The 21,814-nt window shown below is 66.9% G+C and carries 20 protein-coding genes and 1 pseudogene; 10 read left to right on the top strand and 11 right to left on the bottom strand.

Annotated features, from left to right (window positions below; genetic code table 11):
- Positions 1 to 29 precede the first annotated feature (29 nt).
- The gene (locus ABW137_RS03805) at positions 30 to 1,493 is read right to left on the bottom strand and encodes a CCA tRNA nucleotidyltransferase (protein ID WP_526397040.1); all 1,464 of its coding nucleotides are present in this window, start codon (positions 1,491 to 1,493) and stop codon (positions 30 to 32) included.
- Between the two features lie 110 nt (positions 1,494 to 1,603).
- Here ABW137_RS03805 and ABW137_RS03800 point away from each other — a divergent pair, with 110 nt between their 5' ends.
- From ABW137_RS03800 to sigM, 4 genes are read left to right on the top strand one after another with little or no spacing between them, the layout of a single operon-like run.
- Entirely contained in the window at positions 1,604 to 2,404 is an 801-nt protein-coding gene (locus tag ABW137_RS03800) for an NUDIX hydrolase (protein ID WP_526397038.1), read from the top strand.
- Positions 2,401 to 4,812: a DUF6049 family protein gene (locus ABW137_RS03795; protein ID WP_526397036.1), complete on the top strand. Its 2,412-nt coding sequence runs from the start codon at positions 2,401 to 2,403 to the stop codon at positions 4,810 to 4,812. Before ABW137_RS03800 ends, ABW137_RS03795 begins: the two co-directional genes overlap by 4 nt.
- Before the next feature lie 55 nt (positions 4,813 to 4,867).
- Positions 4,868 to 8,482, top strand: coding sequence for a murein biosynthesis integral membrane protein MurJ (locus ABW137_RS03790; RefSeq protein ID WP_526397034.1), 3,615 nt, complete (start codon positions 4,868 to 4,870; stop codon positions 8,480 to 8,482).
- A 57-nt stretch (positions 8,483 to 8,539) separates the two neighbouring features.
- Positions 8,540 to 9,121, top strand: coding sequence for an RNA polymerase sigma factor SigM (sigM, locus tag ABW137_RS03785; protein ID WP_526397032.1), 582 nt, complete (start codon positions 8,540 to 8,542; stop codon positions 9,119 to 9,121).
- A 37-nt stretch (positions 9,122 to 9,158) separates the two neighbouring features.
- On the opposite strand, the gene ABW137_RS03780 is transcribed toward sigM, so the two are convergent.
- Positions 9,159 to 9,479: a hypothetical protein gene (locus ABW137_RS03780; RefSeq protein WP_526397030.1), complete on the bottom strand. Its 321-nt coding sequence runs from the start codon at positions 9,477 to 9,479 to the stop codon at positions 9,159 to 9,161.
- Between the two features lie 118 nt (positions 9,480 to 9,597).
- On the opposite strand from ABW137_RS03780, the gene ABW137_RS03775 reads away from it, so the two are divergent.
- From ABW137_RS03775 to ABW137_RS03760, 4 genes are all read left to right on the top strand, one after another.
- On the top strand, positions 9,598 to 9,891 hold the full coding sequence (locus ABW137_RS03775; protein ID WP_526397028.1) for an RsmA family anti-sigma factor: 294 nt from the start codon (positions 9,598 to 9,600) through the stop codon (positions 9,889 to 9,891).
- Between the two features lie 85 nt (positions 9,892 to 9,976).
- Positions 9,977 to 10,912 carry a thioredoxin-disulfide reductase gene (gene trxB / locus ABW137_RS03770; protein WP_526397026.1) on the top strand — a complete coding sequence of 312 codons (936 nt, stop codon included), beginning with the start codon at positions 9,977 to 9,979 and terminating at the stop codon, positions 10,910 to 10,912.
- A gap of 50 nt (positions 10,913 to 10,962) precedes the next feature.
- Entirely contained in the window at positions 10,963 to 11,298 is a 336-nt protein-coding gene (gene trxA, locus ABW137_RS03765) for a thioredoxin (RefSeq protein WP_526397024.1), read from the top strand.
- A gap of 84 nt (positions 11,299 to 11,382) precedes the next feature.
- Complete coding sequence (locus ABW137_RS03760; RefSeq protein WP_526397022.1) at positions 11,383 to 12,582, top strand: N-acetylmuramoyl-L-alanine amidase; 1,200 nt, start codon at positions 11,383 to 11,385, stop codon at positions 12,580 to 12,582.
- A 7-nt stretch (positions 12,583 to 12,589) separates the two neighbouring features.
- Here ABW137_RS03760 and ABW137_RS03755 read toward each other — a convergent pair whose 3' ends face one another.
- The 9 genes from ABW137_RS03755 to rpmH all read right to left on the bottom strand — a co-directional run bounded on the left by ABW137_RS03755 (position 12,590) and on the right by rpmH (position 19,049).
- Positions 12,590 to 13,339, bottom strand: coding sequence for an acetyltransferase (locus ABW137_RS03755; protein WP_526397020.1), 750 nt, complete (start codon positions 13,337 to 13,339; stop codon positions 12,590 to 12,592).
- A gap of 207 nt (positions 13,340 to 13,546) precedes the next feature.
- Entirely contained in the window at positions 13,547 to 14,542 is a 996-nt protein-coding gene (locus ABW137_RS03750; protein WP_526397018.1) for a ParB/RepB/Spo0J family partition protein, read from the bottom strand.
- Positions 14,543 to 14,621: 79 nt separating this feature from the next.
- The gene (locus ABW137_RS03745) at positions 14,622 to 15,608 is read right to left on the bottom strand and encodes a ParA family protein (RefSeq protein WP_526397016.1); all 987 of its coding nucleotides are present in this window, start codon (positions 15,606 to 15,608) and stop codon (positions 14,622 to 14,624) included.
- Entirely contained in the window at positions 15,608 to 16,363 is a 756-nt protein-coding gene (gene rsmG / locus ABW137_RS03740; RefSeq protein ID WP_526397014.1) for a 16S rRNA (guanine(527)-N(7))-methyltransferase RsmG, read from the bottom strand. The genes ABW137_RS03745 and rsmG overlap by 1 nt, the downstream gene beginning before the upstream one ends.
- 54 nt (positions 16,364 to 16,417) lie before the next feature.
- Positions 16,418 to 16,945 carry a Jag family protein gene (locus ABW137_RS03735; RefSeq protein ID WP_526397012.1) on the bottom strand — a complete coding sequence of 176 codons (528 nt, stop codon included), beginning with the start codon at positions 16,943 to 16,945 and terminating at the stop codon, positions 16,418 to 16,420.
- 70 nt (positions 16,946 to 17,015) lie between these two features.
- Positions 17,016 to 18,215: a membrane protein insertase YidC gene (gene yidC, locus ABW137_RS03730; protein ID WP_526397010.1), complete on the bottom strand. Its 1,200-nt coding sequence runs from the start codon at positions 18,213 to 18,215 to the stop codon at positions 17,016 to 17,018.
- The gene (gene yidD, locus ABW137_RS03725; protein WP_526397008.1) at positions 18,208 to 18,528 is read right to left on the bottom strand and encodes a membrane protein insertion efficiency factor YidD; all 321 of its coding nucleotides are present in this window, start codon (positions 18,526 to 18,528) and stop codon (positions 18,208 to 18,210) included. The genes yidC and yidD overlap by 8 nt, the downstream gene beginning before the upstream one ends.
- A complete protein-coding gene (rnpA, locus tag ABW137_RS03720) occupies positions 18,525 to 18,884 on the bottom strand; it encodes a ribonuclease P protein component (RefSeq protein WP_526397006.1) in 360 nt (119 codons plus the stop codon). The genes yidD and rnpA overlap by 4 nt, the downstream gene beginning before the upstream one ends.
- 21 nt (positions 18,885 to 18,905) lie before the next feature.
- Complete coding sequence (gene rpmH, locus ABW137_RS03715) at positions 18,906 to 19,049, bottom strand: 50S ribosomal protein L34 (RefSeq protein ID WP_068001749.1); 144 nt, start codon at positions 19,047 to 19,049, stop codon at positions 18,906 to 18,908.
- Between the two features lie 554 nt (positions 19,050 to 19,603).
- Between rpmH and dnaA the strand changes: the two genes are divergently transcribed.
- Positions 19,604 to 21,085: a chromosomal replication initiator protein DnaA gene (gene dnaA, locus ABW137_RS03710; RefSeq protein WP_526397004.1), complete on the top strand. Its 1,482-nt coding sequence runs from the start codon at positions 19,604 to 19,606 to the stop codon at positions 21,083 to 21,085.
- A gap of 562 nt (positions 21,086 to 21,647) precedes the next feature.
- Positions 21,648 to 21,814: pseudogene (locus ABW137_RS03705) on the top strand (DNA polymerase III subunit beta); the annotation flags it as partial.

The raw sequence follows: 21,814 nt of genomic DNA, 5'->3' as shown, positions 1-21,814 counted from the left end.
CCCCCTGTCTATCTGGGTTCGACGCGCCGCTACCCCTTCGCGTTCCACCACTTCTGCAATTCGGCGACGGCCTCGTCGTGATCGAGCGGCCCGCGGTCCAACCGGAGCTCCTTGAGGTACTTCCACGCCTCGCCGACTTGCGGGCCGGCGGGGATGTCGAGGATCTTCATGATCTCGTTGCCGTCGAGGTCGGGACGCACCTTCTGCAGGTCTTCCTTGGCAGCCAGTTCGACGATGCGGCTCTCCAGGTCGTCGTAGTTGCCCTGGAGCCGGGCGGCTCGCCGCTTGTTGCGCGTGGTGCAGTCGGCGCGCACCAACTTGTGCAGCTGGCCAAGCAGCGGCCCCGCGTCGGTCACGTACCGCCGCACTGCGGAGTCGGTCCACTTGCCTGCCCCACTGGCATCCGCGTAGCCGTGGAACCGCAGGTGCAGATACACCAGCTGGGAGACGTCGTCGACCATCTGCTTGGAGTACTTCAACGCACGCAGGCGCTTGCGGACCATCTTCGCGCCGACCACCTCGTGGTGGTGGAAGCTGACGCCGCCGTCCGATTCGTGCTTGCGGGTCGCAGGCTTGCCGATGTCGTGCAGCAGCGCCGCCCAGCGCAGCACCAGGTCCGGACCGGTGGGACCCTCCAAGTCCATCGCCTGGCGTAGCACCGTCAGCGAATGCTGGTAGACGTCCTTGTGCTGGTGGTGCTCGTCGATCGCCATCCGCATGCCGCCCACCTCGGGTAGCACCACCTCGCCGAGGCCGGTGTGCACCATCAACTCGATGCCCGCGACGGGATCGGCGCCGAGCATCATCTTGTCCAGCTCGGCCGCCACCCGCTCCACGGTGATGCGCCCCAGCTCCGGCGCCATCCGCTCGAGCGCGGCCCGCACCCTCGGCGCCACCGTGAAACCGAGCTGCGAGACGAACCGCGCAGCCCGCAGCATCCGCAGCGGATCGTCGCCGAAGGACACCTCCGGTGCCGCGGGCGTGTCAAGAACGCGCGCCCGCAGGTCCGCCAAACCGCCTAGGGGGTCATGGAATTCGGCGGGGCCGTCAGCCGTGATCCGGACCGCCATCGCATTGGCCTTGAAGTCCCTGCGCACCAGGTCCTCGTCCAGGCTGTGACCGAAGCGCACCTCGGGGTTGCGCGACATCCTGTCGTAGGCGTCGGTGCGGTAGGTCGTGATCTCGAGACGGTCCTCACCCTTGCCGATGCCGAGGGTCCCGAAGGCGATGCCGGTGTCCCAGAGCGCGTCGGCCCACGGGCCGAGGAATCGTTGCATCTCGTCGGGCCGCGCATCGGTGGCGAAGTCGAGGTCCTGGCCCAGCCTGCCGAGCACCGCGTCGCGGACGCTGCCGCCGACGAGGAACAGTTCGTGGCCCGCGCCAGCGAACAACCGACCCACCTCGGTCAGCACCGGGGCGTAGGGCTGCAGCGCCTTGGCGGCGGTCAAGAGCTCGACGGCGTCGGATCGGGAGTCAGCGGGATCGTTCGGCACGTTCGATGAGCCTAATGGGCGCTCACGTCTGCGTAACGACCCGGCGACAAGCCTGCACCGACGGCGAGTGCGGCGGGGACGGCTGTCGGGTGGCAGCTACTATCGCTTGGGTGTCGGAGGGCGAACGAGCCAAACCAAGACGGCGCCGAGGACGGCGCCGAGGCCGACGCTCTGCGGGCCCACCCGATCCGTCCGCATCGAACGCCCCAACGCCCCCGAACTCTACCGCCGCACCGGTCCCTGGACCCAGCCCAGGCCACCAATCCGACCCGGTACCTGCGACGCCACACCCCCGCCCGGGCCGACGGCCCCCTGACCGGCTGCGCACCGTCCACGAGACCTCCGCCGGTGGGCTCGTCATCGACGGCCTCGACGGCCCGAAGAACGACCAGGTCGCCGCCCTGATCGGGCGGGTCGACCGGCGCGGACGCATGCTGTGGTCGCTGCCGAAGGGGCACATCGAGCAGGGTGAGACCGCCGAGCAGACCGCGATCCGTGAGGTCGCCGAGGAGACCGGCATCCAGGGCAGCGTGCTCGCCGCGCTCGGCAGCATCGACTACTGGTTCGTGACCGAGGGCCGCCGCGTCCACAAGACAGTGCACCATTACCTCATGCGATTTCTGGACGGCGAGCTGTCCGACGAGGACGTCGAGGTGACCGAAGTCGCCTGGGTGCCTCTACTGGATCTCCCGGCCCGCCTCGCCTACGCCGACGAACGCAAGCTCGCCCAGGTGGCAGGCGAGCTCATCGACAAACTCCAGACCGACGGTCCTGGATCGCTGCCTCCCCTTCCCCGCACCTCACCGCGACGGCGCCCCCAGACGCACTCGCACACTCGAAACCGTCGTACCGACGAGTCCGCGCAGCCGCAACCCGGACGGCGGGCGAACGGGTGCGGCCAAGGGCCATGAAGCACTCGGCGGCATGGACGGCTTTGTCGCGCCTGCTCGCCGTCGTCGCACTCGTGACGCTGATCGTCGTACCCGCCGTGGTGCCTCGGGCCGCTGCGGGTGAGCCCGGCCTGCAGCCCTTCCTACAGCTGCACATCGACACGGTGACCCCGGAGACGGTGACCACCACTAGTGAACCCCTGGTGACCGTCTCGGGCACCGTGACCAACGTCGGCGACCGGCCCGTCCGCGACGTCATGGTTCGCCTCGAACACGCGCCCGCGGTGACGTCGTCGGCGGGGCTGCGCACCAACCTGGCGGGCATCGTCGACCAGTACCAGGCCGTCGCGGACTTCGTCACCGTCGCGCCCGAGCTGGCGCAGGGACAACACGTGCCGTTCACGCTGTCCTATCCCGTCCGTTCCAGGGAGCTGCCGTCGCTGCGCATCGACGAGCCAGGCATCTATCCCGTCCTGGTCAACGTCAACGGCACCCCCGACTACGGGGCGCCTGCCCGGCTCGATGACGCCCGCTTCCTGCTCCCAGTGCTAGGAGTACCTCAGGATCCGTCGTCGGAGGCCGCGGACTCGGTGTCGGCGGTCGTGCCACCGGACACCTCGAAACCCGTTCGGACGACGATGCTGTGGCCGCTGGCGGACCGACCCCGGCTGGCGGCCGGCGTCCCTGGCGGTACCTCGCCGGTGCGACTGATGGACGACGATCTCGCCACGTCCCTGGCGCCTGGCGGCCGCCTCGACACGCTGCTGTCGGCAGTCGACTTCGCCACCAGCCCTACCGTCGACCCCGGCGGCCAGACCCGCAGCGCACTCTGTCTCGCCGTCGATCCCGATCTGCTGGTCACCGTCAACGCGATGACCGGTGGTTACGTCGTCAACGACGACCCCACCGGTGCCCTGAACTCGCCGACGCGACCTGGCACCGGTCAGGAGGCCGCGGTCGATTGGCTCGGCAGACTCAGGACGTTGGCGCAACGGACCTGCGTGACGCCAACCGTGTACGCGCAGGCCGACCTGAATGCGCTGGCGCGGGTCGGCGACACCGGCCTCTCGGGGATCGCGACGAACGGCGCAGGTGACATCGTCGACCAGATCCTCGGCGTCGCCTCGACGCGAGGAGCCACCGTCGTCGGCGACGGGCCCCTCACCGGGCCTGCGGTGCAGTTGTTGTCGGCGCAGGGTCCGACGATGGCCATCGCCGCGAGCGAGTACGTCGAGCAGGATTCGAGCAACGGCGAGCCGCCGTCGGTCGATCTGTCCCCGCGCCGGTACACCCCCAACGTGGTGGCGGTGCCGTTCGATCCGGCTGTCGGCGCAGCCCTCGCTGGGGCCGGTTCGACACCAGCCACGCCGTCGTACCTCGACGCCTCGCTTGGCTTTCCGTTGGCCCACGACTCACCGGTGGCGCGGCGTCAGGACGCGCTGTCGGCGCTGCTGTGGCGCGAGTTGCAGCCCAGCGCCGAGCCCCGCTCGCAGATCTTCGTGCCGCCGCTGACGTGGAACCTGCCGCCGGACGACGCGCAGGCCGTCCTGACGACGCTGGCCTCATCGATTCGGTCGGGGCTGGCCGTCCCGCGACCGCTGACCGCGGTACTCGCCGAGTCGGCGGTGCCCGCGCCGGACGTGCAACCCTTGCCGCCGGACACGCTCGGCAGTCCGCGGGCCCTCTTCGACGCGAACGTCGTCGCCGACATCGCGAACGGCACGGGGCGGTTGTGGGGTCTGACCGCCGCGCTGACCGTCGACCCGCGCACGGGGCTCACCGGCGGGCAGTACACCGCCCCCCTGCGCGAGGACATGCTCCGGGCGTTGAGCCAGTCGGTGCCGCCCGATGCCCGCAACGGATTGGCAGGGCAGCGGGTCGGAGTCGTCAACACGACCGTCGACGACATGTTCGGGGCCGTCACCATCGTCAACCCCGGCGGCTCGTACACCCTGGCCACCGAGCGCAGCCCGCTGCCCCTGGCCTTGAGGAACGACCTCCCAGTGCCGATCCGGGTGCGCCTCGATGTCGACGCGCCACCCGGCATGACGGTCACCGACCTTGGTGAGGTCGAGCTGCCCCCCGGCTTCCTGCCCCTACGCGTGCCCATCGAGGTGCACTTCACGCAGCGCGTGGCGGTCGACGTGGCGCTCACCACCGCCGACGGGCTCGCACTCGGTGAGCCGGTGCGCCTGTCCGTGCATTCCAACGCCTACGGCAAGTTGTTGTTCTTCATCACGTTGTCCGCGGGTGCGGTGCTCGTCCTGCTCGCAGGCCGACGCTTGTGGCACCGTTTCCGTGGACAACCCGACAGGGCCGACCTCGATCGGCCGAAGCGCAGGTTCGCCGAGCGGTCCGACGGCGAGGCCCGCCCCGACCCGCTCGACGTGGCGATCGCTCATGCGCCGCCCGACGAGGATGCCCGATGAGCGCTCGCGCGAAGAGCAACGGCCCGATGAGCGCTTGCGCGAAGAGCAGTGGCCGATGAGTACCGTCCGGCCGCCGGGGCCACCGCAGGGGACCTCGACGAGAACCACCCGTCCACCCCAACCGCCCGCACCGCCGCGGCCGCCGCCCCAATCACCGCAACGGATCCCCCAGGGCCCCGCGCCGCGCAGGCGGGCAGGCAAGCCCGAGCTGTCCGATGCGGCGGTCGTGTCGCGGTCCTGGGGCATGGCGTTCGCGACATTGATCAGCCGCATCACCGGCTTCTTTCGCATCGTTCTGCTGGCCGCGATCCTCGGTGCCGCACTGTCGAGCTCCTTCTCGATCGCCAACCAGCTGCCCAACCTCGTCGCGGCACTGGTCCTGGAGGCCACGTTTACCGCGATCTTCGTGCCGGTGCTCGCGCGCGCCGAACGCGACGATCCGGACGGCGGCACCGCGTTCGTGCGGCGGCTCATCACGCTGGCGACGTCGCTGCTGGTGGTCGCGACGGTGCTGTCGGTGGCGGCCGCACCCCTGCTGGTGCACCTCATGCTCGGCGACGATCCCCAGGTCAACCGGCCGCTGACGACCGCGTTCGCCTACCTGCTGCTTCCACAGGTCGTCTTCTACGGTCTGTCCTCGGTGTTCATGGCAATCCTGAACACGCGCAACGTCTTTGGACCACCCGCCTGGGCACCGGTGGTCAACAACGTCGTCGCGATCGCCACCCTCGGGCTGTACGTCCTGGTCCCCGGTGAACTGTCGATCGATCCCGTCGAGATGGGCAACGCCAAGCTTCTGGTCCTCGGCATCGGCACCACGCTCGGCGTCGTGTCCCAGACGCTGGTGCTGCTGATCGCAATCCGCCGCGAGCGAGTCAGCCTGCGGCCGCTCTGGGGCCTCGACGACCGGCTCAAGAAGTTCGGCACCATGGCCGCGGCGATGGTCCTCTACGTCCTGATCAGTCAGGCCGGTTTGATCGTCGGCAACCAAATCGCCAGCACCGCAGCCGCTTCCGGCCCGGCCATCTACAACTACACGTGGCTGGTGCTGATGCTGCCGTTCGGCATCATCGGCGTGACGGTGCTGACGGTGGTGATGCCGCGACTGTCACGCAACGCTGCCGCCGACGACCAACCCGCGGTGCTGGCCGATCTGTCCTTCGCGACGCGGTTGACGATGGTCAGCCTGATTCCCGTCGTCGCGTTCATGACGGTCGGCGGACCCGCGATCGGCAGCGCGCTGTTCGCGTACGGCAACTTCGGGGACACCGACGCCGGTTACCTCGGGATGGCGATCACGTTGTCCGCCTTCACGCTGATCCCGTACTCGATGGTGCTGCTGCAGTTGCGGGTGTTCTACGCCCGCGAACAACCGTGGATGCCGATCCTGATCATCGTCGTGATCACCCTGGTGAAGGTCATCGCGTCGGTCGCCGCCCCTTACGTCACCGACGACCCGGAACTCGTCGCAGGCTATCTCGGCCTGGCGAACGGGCTGGGCTTCCTGGCGGGCGCCGTCGTCGGGCACATCGTCTTGCGAGCCAACCTGCGCCCGCCTGGGGGCAGGTTGATCGGCCTCGACGTGCTCCGCACGATTCTGGTGACGATCGCCGCGTCGCTGCTCGGCGGTCTGCTGGCGCATGTCGCCGATCGGCTTCTGGGTTTGAGATCCCTGACCGAGAACGGAGGTGGCGCTGGCTCGCTCCTTCGCCTGCTGATCCTCGGAGTGATCATGCTGCCGATCGTCGCCGGGGTGATGGTCGCGGCGAAGGTTCCCGACGCCGTGGCCACGGTCGCGGTGCTGCGCCGTCGACTCGGTCGAGGTGAGGCCCCGCCGCCGAGGCTGCCGGACCGACCACGCCCGCCTGCACCCCTCACGTACGCTGATCAGAGCTATTCGCCTCCCTTGCGCCCGCGTCAAAACCCGCCGGTCTGGGGTGGCGCACCTCCGGCAGGCGTTGCCGGGGTCGGCCTTCGGAAAGGACCAGCGGTGACCGACGACCCCGCGGGCAGTTCCGCGCCGGGCTCCGACAGCGGCGCGACGACGCGCCTCCCCCGTTCCACCGCGGACGACTTCCACCCCGATGTAGCGCCGACGTCGGGACGCCCGCCCGCCGACTACGGCGGCGACCCCACCCGTGAGCCGCTCTCCTTCGGGATGCCGAACGAACCCGCCATCGAGGCAGCCACCACCGACGAGGACGTCCACCTCATCCCTGGCGCCACCATCGCAGGCGGTCGCTACCGGCTGTTGGTCTTCCACGGGGGCCCGTTGCACCTGCAGTTCTGGCACGCCATGGACACGGCGCTGGACCGGCAGGTGGCATTGACCTTCATCGATCCCGACGCCGTACTGCCCGACGACGAACTGGCCGAGATCCTCTCGCGCACGATGAAACTCAGCAGTATCGACGTCCCTGGCATCGCACGGGTCCTCGACGTAGCGCACACCGGATCGGGCGGTCTGGTGGTCTCGGAGTGGATCCGCGGCGGCTCACTGGCCGAGGTCGCCGACACCGCGCCGTCCGCGATCGGTGGTGCCCGGGCCGTCCAGTCGCTGGCCGCGGCGGCCGAGGCCGCCCACCGTCAGGGTGTCGCGCTGTCGATCGACCACCCGGGTCGGGTGCGCGTCAGCATCGAGGGCGACGTCGCGCTGGCGTTCCCCGCCACGATGCCATCGGCGACGCCGGAGGATGACATCCGCGGCATCGGCGCCTCCCTGTACGCGCTGCTGGTGAACCGTTGGCCGCTGCCGGAGACGGGTCTGCGCAGCGGGATGGAACCCGCCGACCTCGACCCGGCCGGTCAGCCGGTCGAACCACGCGTGATGGACCGCGCGATTCCGTTCCAGATCTCGGCCGCCGCCGTGCGCGCGGTTCAGGAGAACGGCGGGATCCGTTCCGCACCGACCCTGTTGAACCTTCTTCAGCAGGCCACCGCGGTGGCCGACCGCACCGAACTGATCTCCCCCATCGACGAGACCGAGGACCGGTCGAGGGGCCGATCCCGCACCGACGACGACCCGGATGCGCACGCCCGCCGCAGGAGGGGCGTTCTCATCGGCGTCGCCGCCGCGGCCGCCATCCTCGTGGTCGCGCTGGTCGTGCTGGCCACGGTGCTACGCGGCGTGTTCAGCGACGTCGGGGGTCCGCTGGGCACCGATGAGCTGGGCCTCAACGACCAAACCACCACCGCCAGCGCCAGTGCCGACCCCAATGCGGGGAACGTGAAACCCGTTCGCGCAACGGTCTTCTCGCCAGGCGGTGAGGCGGACAACCCCGCCGACGCCGGCAATGCCATCGACGGCAGTCCCGCGACGGCGTGGTCCACGGACACCTACAGCGACGCGGTGCCCTTCCCCAACTTCAAGAACGGGGTCGGGTTGATCCTGCAGTTGCCGCAACCCACCGCGATCGGGTCGGTGACCCTCAACCTGAACAGCACGGGTACGTCCATCCAGATCAGGTCGGCGCAGTCCGCGACACCTGCGACGCTCGACGACACGACCGCGCTCACGCAGCCGACGCCGATGAAGACCGGCTCCAACACCATCACGATCGACAACCCGACGTCGACGTCGTATCTGGTGGTGTGGATCACGACGCTCGGCACCGTGGACGGCAAGAGCGAATCCGCGCTCTCCGACATCACGCTCAAGCCCGCTTCCTGAGCTGCCCCGCCGAAGAAGTGTCATGGGCACGGCCCCAGGTTCATTACTGTTTCGACTGTGGGGAGATTCTCAGGCGTGGCCGATCCGGGGCGGACGGATGCCGAGTTGCTGAGAGCCCACGTCGCCGGTGACCGCTACGCGTTCGAGGAGCTGTTCCACCGTCATCGCCGTCAGCTGTACCGGTTGGCCACGCTCACCAGTCGCAATCCCAACGACGCCGAGGACGCCTTGCAGGAAGCCATGATGTCGGCCCATCGCAATGCGCCGAGGTTTCGCCACGATGCTTCGGTGAGTAGCTGGCTGTACCGCATCGTCGTAAACTCATGTCTGGATCGGTTGCGGCGCAACAACTCTCATCCCACCACGCCTCTGGAGGACGACGCCCTTCACGTGGCGGATCCGACGTCGCGGGTCGACACCGTGCTTGCCATCGAAGGTGCGTTGCGGCGCCTACCGATCGATCAACGTGCCGCCGTGGTCGCGGTGGACATGCAGGGCTACTCCGTTGCGGAGACCGCGCGCCTGCTCGGGGTGCCGGAGGGCACGGTCAAGAGCCGCTGCTCGCGGGCGCGCGCCAAATTGGCCAAATCGCTGGAGTGCCTCGACGACAACGCTGCGTCACCCGTCAGGCCGGGTTGACTACTGGCCCCGGGTTGACTACTGGCGCCGGGGTTGACTATTGGCTCTGCCGAACCCGGTTGTCGACCTGCGGCACCTTCACGAAGCCGGGGCCGTTGACCGAGTACGCCAAGCATCCGGGGATGCCCCGGCACGCGATGATGGCCGTGGCACTGGGCGAACCGCCGATGGCGGCAGGCGGACCGCCCGGAATCCCACACGTGTTGGTGTACGGATTGCCCGGTTGGATGTACTGGTTGCAGGCCGACGCGGCGCCCGCCCCGAAGAACATGTTGGTCGCGGCGGCGAGGGTCCCGATGCCGAGGGTCAGTGCCGATCCGCTTGCCAACATCATCCGGCGTGATCTCTGCTGACCCATGGCGGTCCTCTCCCGGCCGCATGGCGACCTATTTACAGCTTCCTCCCAGTTGAACCCGAATACCAGCCCATTCCATTCCCTAGACTGCCGAAGTAACCGATCGCCGGGGGTGACTGCAATGCGTGACGAAACCGACGGATCCGACCCAACGGACGTGCCCCTTTCGCTGCTCGCCGACCTTCAAGCCGGGCTACTCGACGACGAGACCGCTGGGGCTCTGCGCCGCCGCGTGCGCACCGATCCTGGCGTGGCACGCCAGCTGGCCGATCTCGACCGGGTCCGGCGCGAACTGGGTGAACTCGGCCGTGACGCCGAATCCGCGGCCGACGTGCCCGCCTCGACGACCGCCAGGGTCGCGGCGGCACTCCGGGCCCTGCCGCCGCCGACGAACGGACCCCGTCGAACCCGGTGAGATCAAACTGCGGGCGGGTCCGCCCGAACCCTAGGAACAGCCGGGCCTACCCTGGTGTTATACGCGCGTACGCAGAAAGGCGGACATGACTTCATCTCCCACGGTCCATGACGTAATCGTCATCGGCTCCGGCCCGGCCGGTTACACGGCAGCGGTCTACACGGCGCGCGCACAACTCAAGCCGCTGGTCTTCGAAGGCGTCTCGTTCGGCGGCGCGCTGATGACCACCACGGAGGTCGAGAACTACCCCGGTTTCAAGGAGGGCATCACCGGTCCGGCGCTGATGGAGGAAATGCGCGAGCAGGCCATCCGCTTCGGTGCCGACCTCCGCATGGAGGACGTCGACGACGTCTCACTGGACGGCCCGATCAAGACGGTCACCGTCGACGGTGAGGTCCATCAGGCGCGGTCGGTCATCCTCGCGATGGGCGCCGCAGCGCGTCACCTCGGCGTGCCCGGTGAGCAGGAGCGCATCGGCACCGGCGTCAGTACCTGCGCCACCTGCGACGGCTTCTTCTTCCGCGATCAGGACATCGCGGTGATCGGCGGCGGTGACTCCGCCATGGAGGAGGCCACCTTCCTCACCCGGTTCGCCCGCAGCGTCACCCTGATCCACCGTCGCGACGAGTTCCGCGCCTCCAAGATTATGCTGGAGCGCGCCAAGGCAAACCCCAAGATCACCTTCCTCCTCAACACGGCCGTGACCGAGGTCGAGGGTGAGCCGAAGGTCACCGGCGTCCGCCTGCGCGACACGATCACCGGCGAGGAGTCGAAGCTCGCCGTGACCGGGGTGTTCGTCGCGATCGGCCACGATCCCCGGTCGGCGCTGGTGCGCGGACAGGTCGACGTCGACGACGAGGGTTACGTACAGGTGCGGGGCCGCACGACCAGCACGTCGATCGACGGCGTGTTCGCCGCGGGTGACCTCGTCGACCACACCTACCGGCAGGCCATCACCGCGGCCGGTAGCGGCTGCGCTGCGGCGATCGACGCCGAACGCTGGCTCGCCGACCAAGAGTGACACTCGCCGACGCACTCCCCTCACCGACCCTTGACCGACAGGAGCACCCCATGACCGACACCACCAGCGCCACAGTGGCCGTCACCGACGACTCGTTTTCCAGCGACGTCCTGAGCAGCAGCACGCCCGTGCTGGTGGACTTCTGGGCAACGTGGTGCGGCCCGTGCAAGATGATCGCACCCGTGCTCGAGGAGATCGCCTCCGAGAAGGCCGGGGCGCTGACCGTCGCCAAACTCGACGTCGACGCCAATCCGGCCACCGCCAGGGACTTCCAGGTGGTGTCGATTCCGACACTCATCCTGTTCAAGGACGGCAAGCCGGTGAAGCGCATCGTCGGCACGAAGGGCAAGGCAGCGCTGCTGCGCGAGCTCTCGGACGTGGTCTAACCAGCACTTCACCGCCCAACTCAGTGGCTCTCGACTGGCCTGGAGGTTTCGGATTTCTCGGCTACGTCTGCGACAATTCTGGACATGACTAGTCTGCGCCGCGGTGACCGAGGCGCCCCGGTCACCGAGATTCGGGCAGCGCTGGCGGCATTGGGCCTGCTCGACAGCCCGGACGCCGACCTAACCACCGGCAAACACGTAGCGATGGATGCGTTCGACGACGATCTCGATGACGCGGTACGGGCGTTCCAGCAGCACCGCGGTTTGCTCGTCGATGGTGTCGTCGGTGAAGCCACCTACCGCGCGTTGAAGGAAGCGTCCTACCGTCTGGGTGCCCGCACGCTGGCCCACCAGTTCGGTGCGCCGATGTACGGCGACGACGTCGCGACGCTGCAGGCCCGGTTGCAGGACCTCGGCTTCTACACCCACATCGTCGACGGACACTTCGGCCTGCAGACCCACAACGGCCTGATGTCCTATCAGCGCGAGTACGGTCTGTATCCCGACGGCATCTGCGGTCCGGAAACGTTGCGCTCGTTGTACTTCCTCGGTTCCCGCGTGACCGGCGGTTCGCCGCATGCGATTCGGGAGGAAGAACTGGTCCGACGTTCGGGTCCACGCCTGTCGGGTAAGCGCATCATCATCGATCCAGGCCGCGGCGGTGACGACCACGGGCCGATCATGTCTGGTCCGTCGGGTCCCATCAGCGAGGCAGACATCTTGTGGGACTTGGCAAGTCGACTCGAGGGACGCATGACGGCCATCGGGATGGACACCTTTCTCTCCCGTCCGGTGGGGCGAAGCCCATCGGACGCGGAGCGGGCCACGACCGCCAACACGGTCGGGGCCGATCTGATGATCAGCCTCAGGTGCGCCGCCATGGAAGGCTCCCCCGCCAACGGTGTCGCGTCGTTCCACTTCGGCAACTCGCATGGCTCGCATTCGACGATCGGTCGCAACCTCGCTGACTTCATCCAACGAGAGATCGTGGCGCGCACCGGGTTACGTGACTGTCGAACTCATGGCCGCACCTGGGATCTGCTGCGCCTCACGCGCATGCCCACGGTCCAGGTCGACGTGGGTTACATCACCAATCCGCACGACCGCAACCTGCTGGTCACCCCGCAGGCGCGCGACTCAGTCGCCGAAGGCATTCTCGCCGCGGTGAAACGGCTCTATCTGCTGGGCAAGAACGACAGGCCTACGGGCACTTTCACTTTCGCGGAGCTACTGGCCCACGAGCGGTCCGTCGAGCAGGCCGCCGGGCGCGCCGCCCAAGGCTGACCGTTCGTTACAGGCAGGGGCTGGCGCCCGCGCCGACCGGCTGCTGCAGCTGAGCGCTCTCCAACAAACGTTCCAGTGCCGCCTCGACGTCGGCCTTCCACCCCAGGCCCTCTTCGAGCTCCAGGCGCATCCGCGGAAAGTACCGATGCGGGGCGACGATCTCGAACCCGACGTCGCCCAGGAAGTCCGCCTCGATGACGCAACGGTCCACTGAGCAGTCACCGAGTGCGGCGACGGCGGCCTGCAGATCGGGAGTGACGTTCGCGGGGTCGGCCAGCTCGACTGCGTCGGCGGTCCGTCCGAATGCCTCGAGCGCGCGGACACCGCGTCGCACCAGATCCCCCACCACTGCCGCCATCAAGCTTCGGGTCAGGCCGTCGCCCTCGGCTCCGGACTCCACGCCGACCGACGTCAACAACACGGCGTCCGCACTGACGGGTCCGGTCGGGAAGAAGCCGGCCCGAGGCACCGCTCGCGGCGGAGCGTAGAACGCGAATCCGAGACAGGGCTCGTCGCCGCTGGAGGTCAGCGCGGTGAAGTCCGATTCATCCGGTGCGCACGGCACGGCGAGCTGACCGCAGGACCCCCACTCGAGCATGACCATCGAAAGCCAGGCTTCCTTCTCGAACTCGGGGTCGGCCAGGTGATCATCGCCGTGAAGGGTGGACGGATCCACCTCCCAGAACACACATCGCCGCGCATGCTTGGGCAGCTGCTCGAAGGCTTCGAGCCGCAGCTGCGTGATTCGTGCTGACACTAGACTCCCCGCGTTTCTGATCGGTCGGTCGGCCGTGGCCGCCCCTCCAGGATAAGAGGGCCTCCTGAGAGCTGCGTGCCATCGGGTCCACACCTCATGCCAAAACCCCTCTTGGGCGAATCACGTTGCTGCGCAATGTAATAACTCCTTGGAAGAGTGTTGGGGCCGGTCAGGTGTCACAGTGACGTAATTACGGGCTATGACGGGTCACGGCGTTGCAGAATTCATAAGGTCGACTATCCGTTGTAGGTCGTCGACCGACCCGAACTCGACCACGATCTTCCCCTTGCGTTTGCCAAGACTCACCGTGACCCGGGTATCGAACGCCGACGACAGCCGCTCAGCAACGTCCTGCAGTCCCGGCATCTGAATCGGCTTGCGCCGCTGGGCCGGGGTCGGGTCCGGGGTGCCGTCGCGGTTCGCGAGGGTGACCGCCTCCTCCGTCGCACGCACCGACAGGCCCTCCGCGACGATCCGGGCCGCCAACTCCTCTTGCTTCTCGGTGCCGGCCTCGAGGGCGAGCAGCGCCCGCGCGTGTCCGGCGGACAGCACCCCGGCAGCGACCCGGCGCTGAACCGCGATCGGTAGCCGAAGCAACCGGATCATGTTGGTGATCACCGGACGCGAGCGCCCGATCCGCGTCGCCAACTCTTCGTGCGTCACCTCGAACTCGTCGAGCAACTGCTGGTACGCCGCCGCCTCTTCCAGGGGGTTCAGCTGGGCCCGGTGAATGTTTTCCAGCAGTGCGTCACGCAGCATGCTCTCGTCGGCGGTCTCGCGAACGATCGCCGGAATTGCCGTCAGGCCCGCCTCCTGCGCCGCCCGCCAACGCCGCTCCCCCATCACGAGTTGATAGTGCGGCTGGCCTTCGACTGGTGCCATCGCGCGGACGACGATCGGCTGCATCAGACCGAACTCGCGGATGGAATGCACTAGTTCGTCGAGCGCCTCGACGTCGAACACCTGACGCGGCTGCTTCGGATTGGGTTCGATGGCCGCAGGGTCGATCTCTCGGTACACCGCGCCGACATCACTGATCGGCTCGACGGCGGCTGACGCCGGTCCGCTGCCGTACATGACGTCAGCCGCGGCGGCGCCCATCACGGGGCTGTTCAGTTGTTCGCCGTGAGTATCGCTGGGGCCGGTCGGGATCAGCGACGCGAGGCCGCGGCCCAGTCCCGTCCGCTTGGGTGGCGGTGTCATAGGTGCCTCCTCCTGTTACCTGCGGTCGCCTGCCTCGGGCCTGCCGGCTGGCTCGGGTCTGCCGTATGAGACTGGTCCCTCATCGCGGCGCACCCTCCGCGCGCTCCGCAATTTCCCGGCTCGCGTCCAGATAGCTCATCGCGCCGCGCGAGCCTGGGTCGTACTCGATGATCGTCATGCCGTAGCCGGGTGCCTCGGACACCTTGACGCTGCGCGGGATGACCGTGCGAAGGACCTTGGGACCGAAGTGCGCACGGACGTCGTCGGCAACCTGATCGGCGAGCTTCGTGCGTCCGTCGTACATCGTGAGGATGACGGTCGTGACGTCGAGGAGCGGATTGAGGTGCGACTTCACCATCTCGATGTTGCGCAGCAACTGGCCCACTCCTTCGAGTGCGTAGTACTCGCATTGGATGGGGATCAGCACTTCGGGTGCCGCGACGAGTGCGTTGATCGTGAGCAGACCGAGCGACGGCGGGCAGTCGATGAACACGTAGTCGAAGTCATACTCCTGCAGACTCGCCAGTGCATTGCGGAGCCGGCCTTCGCGGGCCACCATCGACACCAGTTCGATTTCTGCGCCGGCGAGGTCGATGGTCGCGGGCACGCAGTAGAGCCGCTCGTTGTATGGGCTCCGCTGCAGCGCCTCTTCGAGCGTCATCTCACCGATGAGAACCTCGTACGACGACGGGGTGCCTGGTCGATGTTCGATGCCCAAGGCCGTGCTCGCATTGCCCTGAGGGTCGAGATCGATCACCAAGGTGCGCAATCCCTGCAGCGCGAGAGCGGCCGCGACGTTCACGGCGGTCGTGGTCTTGCCGACGCCGCCCTTTTGGTTCGCAATCGTGAAGACCCGTTGGCGCGGCGGCCGCGGCAGGTGTTGGCGCTTGGCGCTATGCAGGATACGCACCGCGCGCTCCGCCTCGGCGCCGATCGGCGTATCGGCGACCGGCTGTTCCTTCCACTCCTCCTCGGCGGGGGGCTGCCATGTTTCACGTGAAACATCTGCCGCCGAAGTCGTCGGGACCGGCTCCGGAGAACTGCCGTCACCGCGGGGGGATTGCATCAATTGCTCCTTCTGGGCCGGCGGTTCGGCCGCTGCGGTTCGACGTGGTTCCCGCTCCGCCTCGCGGCGCCCGGTGGGCGCCGACTGACCGGAACTGTGCCCCGGTCCGCCCGATGGGCGACCACCACCGTGGCGGGCGGCGTCAAATAGCTCACGCCACATTCCATCACCTTCACGTCCGCCGCACCCAACGACGCCAGCACCGACCGGTGCTCGGTCAGTTCATTCACGGCGCGCTCGCCCTTCATCGCCAGCATCCGGCCACCGATCCGAACCAGCGGTAGACACCACCTCGTCAGCTTGTCGAGGGGCGCCACGGCTCGCGACGTCACCGCGTCTAGTTCGCCCACGTCTCGGTGCACCGCCGGGTCCTCCGCACGCCCCCGTATCACGGTCACGTGGAGGCCAAGTATTTCAATCGTCTCGGTGAGAAAGTCGGCGCGCCGTAGCAGTGGCTCGATCAGGGTCACCGTCAAGTCGGGACGTGCGAGCGCCAGCGGAATGCCTGGGAGCCCGGCGCCGCTACCAACGTCCCCAACACGCTCGCCCGCGGTGAGCAACTCCCCCACCGCTGCGCTGTTGAGGATGTGGCGATCCCACAGCCGGCTTACTTCCTTCGGGCCGATCAGACCTCGCTCGATCCCGGCGCTCGCGAGGATGGCCGCATAATGCTCAGCAAGCTCGAGGCGCTCGCCAAAGATGTCACCCGCGGCCGGCGGGGCCTCGGGCGCTTGGTCATGTTTCACGTGAAACATCCTCCCAATCCGCCGCCGAGCCGGGGTGAACTACATCGTTGTAACTCTGCTTGCTCAGGCTGGGAGCACGACCACGCGACGCGACGGCTCGACGCCCTCGCTCTCGCTGCGCACACCATCGATCCCCGCCACCGCGTCGTGCACGATCTTGCGCTCGAACGGAGTCATCGGCGCGAGCTCTTCGCGCTCACCGCTCTCCAGCACCCGCCGCGCCACCTTGCTCCCCAGCGCGGCCAACTCGTCACGGCGCTGCCGACGCCAGTGCGCCACGTCCAGCATCAGACGACTGCGCTCACCGGTCTTCTGGTGCACCGCCAGCCGAGTCAGCTCCTGCAGGGCGTCGAGCACCTCCCCCTTGCGGCCCACCAGCTTGGCGAGGTCGCTCCCTCCGTCGATGCTGACGATCGCACGATCGCCTTCGACGTCCAGATCGATGTCGCCATCGAAGTCCAACAGATCGAGGAGCTCCTCCAGGTAGTCGCCTGCGATCTCGCCCTCGGCCACCAAGCGGTCTTCCAAGTCCTCGGTCTTGGGCGCGGCGCCCTCGACGTCGGTCCGTTCCGTCGTGTCGGCGTCAGTCATGTCTCTTCCTCACTTCCGTGTTGCACATCCATCGGCGGCCGTGGCACGCCATCCCGAATCGGGTAAGTAGTCAGGGCTTGCGTTTCTTCGGCCGGTTGTTGGTCCTGCGGGGGGCGGCCCGATTCGCTCCACCCTGCTTGGCGCCACTCGCCTTGGCGGCACCGTTCTTCGCGGGATCGTTCTTCGCGGCAGCGTTCCCAGCGTCCTTCTTCGCGGCAGCGCTCTTCCCAGTGTTCTCCGGCGTGGACTCGGTCGCCGTGGTCTCTGCGGCACTCTCGGTGACATCCGCGCCAGAACTCTTCGTCAACTCCACGGATCCGACGGCGTCGGTCGGCCCCGGGGTCACCTTCCGGTTGCGCTTCGGCCTCGATCCGGGCGCAGGCGCATTGGCGGCGCGTCGCTCCCGATCGAGCTCCTTCTTGGCTTCCTCTTCCTTCTCGATGTTGCCGAACACGTAGTGCTGCTGACCGAACGTCCAGATGTTGTTGGACACCCAGTAGAGAATGATCGCGATCGGAAGGAACGGTCCACCGACGACGACACCGAGCGGGAACACGTACAGGGCCAGTTTGTTCATCATCGCGGTCTGCGGGTTAGCGGCCGCTTCCGGACTCTGCCGGGCCACCGACGCCCGGCTGTTGAAGTACGTCGCGACGCCCGCGAGGATCATCAACGGGACACCAACCGCGATGACCGCAGGCCGACTAAATTCGGTGAACGCCTCGAGTTCGGCGCCCTTCTGAATCATGGTCGCGCCGATGGGCGCGCCGAACAGGTGCGCCTCCAGGAAGTGCTGGACGTCGGTCGCATTGAAGACGTAGTTGCCGACTTCGCGGTTCTCGGCGACGCTCAAGCCGAGCTGACCGAATCCGTGGCCCGTCCGGTTGAACGACCGCAGCACGTGGAACAGGCCGAGAAATACCGGGATCTGGGCGAGCATCGGCAGACAGCCGAGTACCGGGTTGAAGCCGTGTTCCTTCTGTAGCTTCTGCATCTCCAGCGCCATCCGCTGGCGGTCCTTGCCGTACTTCTTCTGCAGGGCCTTGATCTGTGGCTGCAACTCCTGCATCTGCCGCGTCGTGCGGATCTGCCTGACGAACGGCTTGTACAGGATCGCGCGCAGCGTGAAGACGAGGAACATCACGGACAGCGCCCACGTGAAGAAACTCGTCGGCCCGAGGAACGGAATCAGTGAGAAGGCCTTGTAGAAGACCCACATGATGGCCGAGACCGGGTAGTAGATGACGTCGAGACTGAACCAATTAAACAAACGAATCGCTCCTCAGCGTCGCGCTATCCCGGGGCCCGCCCGAGTGCGCCTGCGGATGACAGTCCATCCCCGGCCGCTCGGGTATCGGATCCCATCCTCCTGGATGCCACGGGCCACACTTGGCCAGTCGCACCACAGACAACCAACTCCCCCGCACCAACCCGAACTCACCGAGCGCCTCGACGGCGTACTGACTGCACGTCGGAGTGAATCGGCATGACGGTGGGCGGAAGGGGGAAATCATCGTTCGGTACATCTCGATCGCGGCGATGGCGCCGCGAATCACCGCACCCGCCACCCGGCCGCGACTCATCCGTGCGCTCCGGTGGTCTTGCGGGTCCGGCGCAACGCCGTGCGCAGTTCCTGTTCCAGACGGGCCGAGATGGTGTGACGACTACTGGGCAGTGCCCGAATCACGATCTTGTCACCGGGGCCCAGGTCGTCGAGAACGCCCCGAGCCACGTGCCTCAGCATCCGGGAAACGCGGTGCCGTTGTACGGCGGAGCCGACGGACTTCGATACGACGAGCCCAATCTTCGGATCACCAGAGCCGCCTTCGACGGATCGAAGCGCGTGCACCACCAAATCGGGCTGCACGGCTCTGACACCTCGATTGACCGTAAGTCCGAAATCAGTCGACCGCGTCATCCGGTACTGAGCCGGAAGCACCGCGCTAAGTCCTGCGTCTAATCACGCAGTGAGAGAACGGCGGCCCTTGCTGCGCCGACCGGAGACGATGGCGCGGCCCGCGCGCGTGCGCATCCGCAGCCGGAATCCGTGCACACGCGCACGACGCCGGTTGTTGGGCTGGAATGTCCGCTTGCCCTTGGCCACGGCTGTGTCTCCTCAATGACGGTTGCGCCCACGCCCATCCGCACATGAGGTCGTCATGTCCTTCTGGACGCAGCCGCGGTACGTACGCTTCGTTCGTCTCGCTTGCTAGCTCCGGCGCGTGCACCCGAGGATCCGAGTCGCAGCCGTATCGCCACGTTCGGGCGACTGTTCGAGGGTACTGACGAGATTTCCCTAGGTCAAACCTGCTTCTCCCGGTGCCGAATACGCCTCGTTGCTCACATGCATCATCGTGAGTCACGCACGTCCAGCCCGGCCCCATTCAATGTTGCAGAACGGTTGGCACCTGGCAAGAAAACTGTTAGCTTCTGCCAAGGCCGTCTCAGAGCGAGCGGCGCTAAACGAGATCGATCGAGGACGGCCACCGAACGCGAGCCCACAGCATCGACAACTGTGATGAGCCCCGGGACGCGGCCTCCGCGTAAGCAAGACACGACACAACGACCGGTGTCGGTTATTCACAGACTGTGGATAACCATGTGGACATCCGGTCTTCTTCGGCCATCCCGCCCTTGGCCCAGAGGGGGTACGTCTCGTTGACAACAGACCCCGACCCGCCGTTCGTCGCAATCTGGGACGACGTCGTAGCGGAGCTCAACGGTGACAGCCCATCAGACGCCACCGCGGCGAACGGCACTCCTCTGCCGATCCTCACACCTCAGCAAAGGGCGTGGCTCAAGCTCGTCAAGCCCCTGGTGATCACGGAGGGGTTCGCTCTTCTGTCGGTTCCTACCCCCTTCGTGCAGAACGAGATCGAACGTCATCTCCGTGAGCCGATCGTCACCAGCCTCAGCCGTAGACTCGGGCAGCGCGTCGAACTTGGGGTCCGCATTGCGACGCCGGAGGCCGACGCCGCAGGCGACGAGATCCCGCCGGACGCGTTACCCGACCCCGACGAGGTCGACGACGACGAGGAAGCCCTCGCCAGCGCCGAACAGAGTTGGCCGAGCTACTTCAACAACCGGCAGCCCAACGAGCCGACCAACGACGTCAGCCTGAACCGGCGCTACACCTTCGATACGTTCGTCATCGGCGCCTCCAACCGATTCGCCCACGCCGCGACCCTTGCCATCGCGGAAGCTCCGGCGCGGGCCTACAACCCACTCTTCATCTGGGGTGAGTCCGGGCTCGGCAAGACCCACCTGCTGCATGCGGCCGGAAACTACGCGCAGCGTCTGTTCCCGGGCATGCGGGTCAAGTACGTCTCCACCGAAGAGTTCACCAACGACTTCATCAACTCGCTGCGCGACGACCGCCGCGCGTCGTTCAAGCGGACCTACCGGAACATCGACGTGCTGCTCGTCGACGACATCCAGTTCATCGAAGGCAAGGACGGCATCCAGGAGGAGTTCTTCCACACCTTCAACACGCTGCACAACGCCAACAAGCAGATCGTCATCTCCTCCGATCGGCCGCCCAAGCAGCTCGCCACTCTGGAAGATCGCCTCCGCACCCGGTTCGAGTGGGGTTTGATCACCGACGTTCAGCCGCCCGAGTTGGAGACGCGCATCGCGATCCTCAGCAAGAAGGCGCAGATGGATCGGCTCGACGTGCCGCCCGACGTGCTCGAGCTCATCGCCAGCAGCATCGAACGCAACATCCGCGAACTCGAGGGTGCGCTGATCCGCGTCACCGCGTTCGCCTCCCTGAACAAGGCACCGATCGACAAGTCGCTGGCGGAAATCGTTCTGCGCGATCTAATTTCAGACGCCAGCACGATGCAGATCAGCATCGCCACCATCATGGCGGCCACGGCGGAGTACTTCGAGACCTCCATCGAGGAGCTTCGCGGCCCCGGCAAGACGCGGGCCCTGGCACAGTCCCGCCAGATCGCGATGTACCTGTGTCGTGAGCTCACCGATCTATCCCTGCCGAAGATCGGTCACTCCTTCGGCCGTGACCACACCACGGTGATGTACGCCGAGCGCAAGATCCGCGGCGAGATGGCTCAGCGCCGCGAGGTGTTCGACCACGTGAAGGAACTTACGACGCGGATCCGACAGCGCTCCAAGCGCTGAATGCATCCCGCCCGCTGACTTCTTCCCCTCGATCGGCTGACATCGACCCGTGTTCCGGGGAATTTCCGCACGAGTTTCTGAAAACCTTCTGTCACTGTCGCACCACTCGTCACATCCAGGACATGTGCACTACTCGTGCACAATGCGGGGACGAAGCACCAATGATCTTGGTGTATCTACACACATCGCTGCGCCATCCACAGCGCGGTCAAGATCACTCGTAGGTCATCCACAGTTCACCCACGAGTACGCACCGGTCGCTACCTGGCAATCAGCTGGTTGATCCCCAGCTTGCACAGCACCTATTACTGTTACTGATTGTTCTACTTAGATTCTTCTTGAAAAGAAGGGCCTGGGGAACGCGCACCTCGTGCACTCTCCCCCGTCGACTCCTCCACGGAGTCGGCGGCGAGATCGATTAGCTTTCAAGTTGGCGCAGAAGGCTCTACGGTTGGTCTTCGACAACCGCAACGGTCGTCGACCGCAGCGTGGTGACATGTCCTCAAGACACCCGTAGATCCGCTGCTAGTGCATGTAGCTGGGGTTTCACCGAAGGGACGCTATGGACGTGGCGACGACGACGCTTGGTTCCGACTTGAAGTTTCGCCTGGTCCGCGAAGACTTCGCCGATGCCGTGGCCTGGGTTGCCCGCATTCTGCCGACCAGGCCCACCGTGCCGGTGCTGTCCGGCGTGCTGCTGACGGGCTCCGACGAGGGGCTGACCATCTC

It is taken from the genome of Mycobacterium sp. (genome assembly GCF_040509115.1).
GTDB lineage: Bacteria > Actinomycetota > Actinomycetes > Mycobacteriales > Mycobacteriaceae > Mycobacterium.
Note: the sequence above shows the minus strand (reverse complement) of the source record. Positions and strands in the feature narration are given on the sequence as shown.

Bases quoted from the DNA above. Each gene is read 5' to 3' on its own strand.
- ABW137_RS03795 (WP_526397036.1), top strand. From the start codon at position 2,401: ATGAAGCACTCGGCGGCATGGACGGCTTTGTCGCGCCTGCTCGCCGTC.
- ABW137_RS03790 (WP_526397034.1), top strand. From the start codon at position 4,868: ATGAGTACCGTCCGGCCGCCGGGGCCACCGCAGGGGACCTCGACGAGA.
- ABW137_RS03780 (WP_526397030.1), bottom strand. From the start codon at position 9,479: ATGGGTCAGCAGAGATCACGCCGGATGATGTTGGCAAGCGGATCGGCA.
- ABW137_RS03775 (WP_526397028.1), top strand. From the start codon at position 9,598: ATGCGTGACGAAACCGACGGATCCGACCCAACGGACGTGCCCCTTTCG.
- trxB (WP_526397026.1), top strand. From the start codon at position 9,977: ATGACTTCATCTCCCACGGTCCATGACGTAATCGTCATCGGCTCCGGC.
- trxA (WP_526397024.1), top strand. From the start codon at position 10,963: ATGACCGACACCACCAGCGCCACAGTGGCCGTCACCGACGACTCGTTT.
- ABW137_RS03760 (WP_526397022.1), top strand. From the start codon at position 11,383: ATGACTAGTCTGCGCCGCGGTGACCGAGGCGCCCCGGTCACCGAGATT.
- ABW137_RS03750 (WP_526397018.1), bottom strand. From the start codon at position 14,542: ATGACACCGCCACCCAAGCGGACGGGACTGGGCCGCGGCCTCGCGTCG.
- ABW137_RS03745 (WP_526397016.1), bottom strand. From the start codon at position 15,608: ATGCAATCCCCCCGCGGTGACGGCAGTTCTCCGGAGCCGGTCCCGACG.
- rsmG (WP_526397014.1), bottom strand. From the start codon at position 16,363: ATGTTTCACGTGAAACATGACCAAGCGCCCGAGGCCCCGCCGGCCGCG.
- ABW137_RS03735 (WP_526397012.1), bottom strand. From the start codon at position 16,945: ATGACTGACGCCGACACGACGGAACGGACCGACGTCGAGGGCGCCGCG.
- yidD (WP_526397008.1), bottom strand. From the start codon at position 18,528: ATGAGTCGCGGCCGGGTGGCGGGTGCGGTGATTCGCGGCGCCATCGCC.